General features: G+C 26.4%; 7 protein-coding genes. 4 read left to right on the top strand and 3 right to left on the bottom strand.

What is annotated here, in order from left to right; all coding sequences use genetic code 11:
* The first annotated feature begins 61 nt into the window (after nt 1-61).
* Together QZ146_RS08325 and QZ146_RS08320 are read left to right on the top strand one after the other, a co-directional pair.
* The gene (locus tag QZ146_RS08325) at nt 62-262 is read left to right on the top strand and encodes a hypothetical protein (protein WP_295723508.1); all 201 of its coding nucleotides are present in this window, start codon (nt 62-64) and stop codon (nt 260-262) included.
* A 100-nt stretch (nt 263-362) separates the two neighbouring features.
* Nucleotides 363-602 (top strand): hypothetical protein, encoded by a 240-nt coding sequence (locus QZ146_RS08320; RefSeq protein ID WP_295723506.1) that lies wholly within the window; start codon nt 363-365, stop codon nt 600-602.
* 15 nt (nt 603-617) lie between these two features.
* Here the strand turns inward: QZ146_RS08320 and QZ146_RS08315 are convergent, their stop codons facing one another.
* Nucleotides 618-1,154, bottom strand: a complete 537-nt coding sequence (locus QZ146_RS08315) for a hypothetical protein (protein WP_295723504.1) — start codon at nt 1,152-1,154, stop codon at nt 618-620.
* Nucleotides 1,155-1,303: 149 nt separating this feature from the next.
* Here QZ146_RS08315 and QZ146_RS08310 point away from each other — a divergent pair, with 149 nt between their 5' ends.
* The gene (locus QZ146_RS08310) at nt 1,304-1,912 is read left to right on the top strand and encodes a hypothetical protein (protein WP_295723501.1); all 609 of its coding nucleotides are present in this window, start codon (nt 1,304-1,306) and stop codon (nt 1,910-1,912) included.
* Nucleotides 1,913-1,982: 70 nt separating this feature from the next.
* Here the strand turns inward: QZ146_RS08310 and QZ146_RS08305 are convergent, their stop codons facing one another.
* A complete protein-coding gene (locus QZ146_RS08305) occupies nt 1,983-2,660 on the bottom strand; it encodes a hypothetical protein (protein WP_295723498.1) in 678 nt (225 codons plus the stop codon).
* Nucleotides 2,661-3,024: 364 nt separating this feature from the next.
* Here QZ146_RS08305 and QZ146_RS08300 point away from each other — a divergent pair, with 364 nt between their 5' ends.
* A complete protein-coding gene (locus tag QZ146_RS08300; protein ID WP_295723496.1) occupies nt 3,025-4,533 on the top strand; it encodes a hypothetical protein in 1,509 nt (502 codons plus the stop codon).
* A gap of 222 nt (nt 4,534-4,755) precedes the next feature.
* On the opposite strand, the gene QZ146_RS08295 is transcribed toward QZ146_RS08300, so the two are convergent.
* Nucleotides 4,756-4,884, bottom strand: a complete 129-nt coding sequence (locus QZ146_RS08295; RefSeq protein ID WP_295723494.1) for a hypothetical protein — start codon at nt 4,882-4,884, stop codon at nt 4,756-4,758.
* Nucleotides 4,885-4,915: the final 31 nt, after the last annotated feature.

The following is a 4,915-nucleotide window of genomic DNA, read 5'->3' as shown; positions in this document are numbered from 1 at the left end:
GAAATTAAAAACTTCTAATGATAACATTAACGAAACTAATAAACTGTTAAATACTAATATCATGGGATTGAATGCTAGCTTTGAGCAGATAAAAGAAGATCTTCAATCTAGATATGAAAACACTGAAAAAGAATTGAAAGAAACTATTGAAAAACAACAAACACATATAGATGAATTAAATGAAAAGTTAGAATCTCTCACAGCTCTTAAAGAGTATATTCCCCCTAGAGAACATTACTCTGCACTTCAGGAATTACAGTGATGGTGAAGCAGAATTAAATAAATTAACTGCTGAAATTGACCTTAAACTCACCAATCAAAAATCTGACATTGAAATTAAGTACACAGAAGAAAAAGCACAAATGTTCCTGGCCTACACTCAAGAGCTCAATAGCTATAAGTTAAAATATAATGAACTAGCTAAAGACTATAATCATTTATTAGGCGATACTAAGTCATTAACTAGAATTAATACATTCCTTAATGGTAAACATAATGATATTGTTAAAGATAAAGAACCTGTTGAACTTGAAGAAATAAATGTGAATGATGAATCTGATGATATCAAATATATTCCGAAGGATAAAGTATCATTAATCTAAACTCTAAATCCAACATTAATCTTCTATTGATTTTAATATTTCTTCCATTAACTTGGATGTGTCAATCTGATTATCTTCCCCCATGTTATATTCTATAATTGAACTAACTAAATTGTCTAATGATCTATCCTGAATAGCTGATATTACTCTTAATTTTCTATGTGTATCTAAATTAACTTTAACATTAATCCTTTTTCTTGGATTGCCTTTATTCAATAGCTTGTCATTTAAATCATAAGTTGAATTATCAATGTCTAATCTTTGTAACCAATTGTATCCGGTTTCAAATGTTTCAACATCATTAAATGCATCTTCTACAAATTTAACAATATCAAAATCCCTAACATTATCTTCTATTATGAAAGTTGCTACTTTTTCTAAGGTAGTATCTTTTGAAGCTGCTAATAGTTTTAAAGCTTTATGAGTATTAGGAAATATTTTAACTGTTATTTGTTTAGTTTGATTTTCCTGAATAAAATTTTCTCTTTGTTCTTTTAAGTTTATCTGTCTTTGAGTTTGTTTTTCTATTACTTTTTCAAATTTGTCTGTCATATTTTGCACCTTCTGATATTAAATGTAATTACATTAATAATGTATATACATGAATAGTATATAAATATTATGATTAAGATAAATATCTGTTATTATCATTAGTTTGAAAAATAGACATTACTTTAAAATTTTTTTAAAGGAGGTTTGTCATGATTAAGATTCCAAATAGTGAAGGAATTAAATTGATTATCAATGCAACAAAACATGCAAATATTGATATTAAAGATATCATATTAAAAACTATGAACTTCTGTCCGGTTACTGATGAATTTTATGTATTAGATTCTAAGTGTATTCCTCTATCAGAGCGGTTTATGCAAGAAGGGTGGGAATATGACCCATTAAGTGACAAATATTTTAATTATGTCGATAAGCTGATTGATGGAGAGGGAATATATATCATGTTGCTTTTTGCTGGGGAAGGTGAAGGATATTATAACACAATTAAGCATGATGTCGATGGATTAAATGAAAATGAGATATTTCATGGAGAAATAAGTACTTGGTGCCTTGAAACTAATTTAGAATTGCCAAAAGATTCACCTGCTACTCTAAATATTGATTATCAAGACGATTATGGTATTTTACTAACAAGAGAAGATGGAAAATTAAAAATAACATATGCATATAATGAACATTTACCTTTCGGTCCATGTGGATATACAAGGTCAATCCGTAAAATTGAGAAGGAATTGGAAAATCCAGTATTTAGACTAGTTATAATGTTAATGTTCCTGTCTATTATGCCTACAGATTAATATGAAAAGTTATTATATTTATAAAAAAAAGTTTTAAGTGTTACAACAATGTAACACTATTATTTATTGATTAACGTCTATTTTCACTGCCGCCTACAGAATTAGGATCAATATAACCATTACTCTGTCTTTCGTAATCATCAGTACCATATTTTTTTAACATATAATTATCTGCTTCAGCTTTACTATACATCGGTGTACCATCAGATTTATATGCATAAACAGTTTGTTCTGTACTATCGCTGCTACTACTTGAATCTGCATCAGTATCAGTATTATCGTTATTTACAGAAATCCAATTTATATGGCTAATGATATAGTCAAATACATTCTTATTTTTACTAATAACTAAGATATTATCATGGGTTTCATTATTACCATTATACCATGCATAACAGTCTCCATCAATATGTTCTCCTCCAACTGTTGGATTGGTTATTGTAGTATTGCCACTAAATGCATTACCGAATATTGGAGATTTTATATTTGAGAATGCCATTAACGATGCCATATCTTTACCTGCACTATTATAACAAATTACAATAGTATCCTCATCTGAGAGTACGATTATTCCACTATTATTTGATTTAATAGTCATGTCGGCAGGCAATTGTATTGCTGTCCCATTAGGTACAGTATTAACAGTAGTATATTCTACATTATTTGTAAAAAATCCTAATACACTTCCTACAATAACACAAGCACATATTGCAACTATTAGTATTGCTATCAAATATTTCGATTCCATTTAATTAATCTCCAGTGTTTAAATTGATATATTATATTTTTTATTAACAACTTATTATATTTTTATCTATATGCAAGCATTTTAAAAAATAAGTTTTGAAAGTAAAATAGCTGCAATAATGTAAACTAATTTAATAATCTCTTGTTTAAAATTAATGTTCAGAAATAATAAAAATAGAGATTATATTTTGATACTGTTATCTTTAAGTTCATGTTCATACTGATAATGAAATAATGTAATGAATATCTCTCTTTTGACGAATTAAACAATAAGACATGTTTTTATGTATATTCAGAAAGTAATAATATTGGAATAAATTTTGTTCCCAAAAGTATTTAATATAAATATAAATAAATATTAAGTTATGTTTAACAAAAAGTTAATAATATTAATACTATTAACAATATTTTGTATTGGAATAACCATAAGTTCTGTATCCGCAAATGAGAATTTAAATTTAACAGATAATATAAATGAACAATCATCCTTTCAGGTAGATACAAGTGATGAACTTAAACAAATAAATAATTTTGATGAATTAAGTGATTCTAGTTATTATAATTCTATATCAGTTACTACTAAGGACATTACTAAATATGATAATCCTGAGAATATAAAGATAAAATTAACAAGATATACAGGTTCAGGTTCATATGTAGGAGTTGCAAGTCGTTATTCGGTGTATTATCAAATTACTGATCAAAATAATAAAGTTGTTTATTATAAATCTGCTACTACAGATATGTATGGTATGTGTAATTTTGAAAGCAATTATAATGTGTTTAAAGATTTACCTGGTGGAGAATATACTTGTAAGTTGTCATCTACTTCTTTAAAAGCACCTTATTCCTGGTCAGTTCGTACTCCTATAGGAACTCATAATATTAAAATTTATTCTGGTGATTATACTAATTTTAAAAGTAATTCTAATAATTTAGTACATGTATATGTAAATTCAACACATGTTTCTACAGTTCCTAGACTTAATTATACCATTAAAAACTCTAAAAATGAAATTGTTTACAGTGCTTTTATTAGAGGAAATTCTACTATTTGTACTCTAGAATCCAATTATAATATATTTAAAAATTTACCTGATGATTCATACATATGCTCTCTTACTTCAGAAGAGGAAAATCACAAATTTGGAATTGTAAAAGGAAATACTTTTACTTGGAAAGTTTTGGTTGATAGATCTATCAAAAATACTCCTACTAAAAGTTCTACTCCTTTCAAACCAAATCATTACATTAAATATATTAAAGTCGGCAAATATAAAGTCCGTATCTGGGCTGATGATAGTTTAAAAGTACAAAAACAAAAAGTTCTCAAATATCTGAATACACATGTTAAAAATGGTAAAACTTATAAATTTCATGGATTTAAGTTTAAAGTATCAAAAAAGCAATATATTCAAATACTATACAAGAATAAATTCAAATTAGGTGCGGTAGGATTTAAAATTAAGACTAATAAATATAAAACCATCGAAGTTCCTAAATATAAATATAAAAAAGTTAGAAGTTGGTCTTGGATAACTGATGAGGTTAAAACCATGGTGGAATATTATGATAGTAATGGAGGGGTTTATAAAACTAAATATTACGATACTAGCAAATATTATTCAAACGGTTGGAAAACAGATACTGTTTATCATTATTATAATGGCAATAAAGTAATATATTGTGCAAAATTCATAAAAAAAGACTATAATTATCCTACTTATAAATATGTTAAAGACGGATACAAAAATGTTAAAGTTAAAGTATATGCAATAGGTCATAGTATGTATTTTATTCCTCATGTAGGTTTCAGAGCAATAGGTAACGGGCAGAATCGAGATGTTGTAGGATGTTACTACAAATTAACATAAGATTTTATATTTCAATCCGTTATTTCTGATTTTATATTTTTTAATTTTTTTACTATTTTTTCTAATTCTTTTATTATTTTAAATTTTCCTATTTTTATTAACTAAATCAATTTAAAAGCAACTATATTGATGATAATTATTCTGAACGTTAAAAATTTGATATATACGGAATTGGTTTTAAAAAATAAGTTTTGAAAGTAAAATAGCTGCAGATAATGTAAACTAAAATTTATCAATGTCACGGTTATGGATCCACTCACGATGCTTACCAATGGCAACATTAACAATAACATCAATAAGATCAACTTCATCATTCTGTTTGAAGTAGTAATATGCTGGTCCTTCTAGCATTTGGCGGAGATCATAAAATGGCTTAGGTTTT

The organism is uncultured Methanobrevibacter sp. (genome assembly GCF_905235195.1).
Lineage (GTDB): Archaea > Methanobacteriota > Methanobacteria > Methanobacteriales > Methanobacteriaceae > Methanarmilla.
The sequence above is the reverse complement of the archived record's forward strand: the minus strand, read 5'-3'. Positions and strand labels throughout refer to the sequence as shown.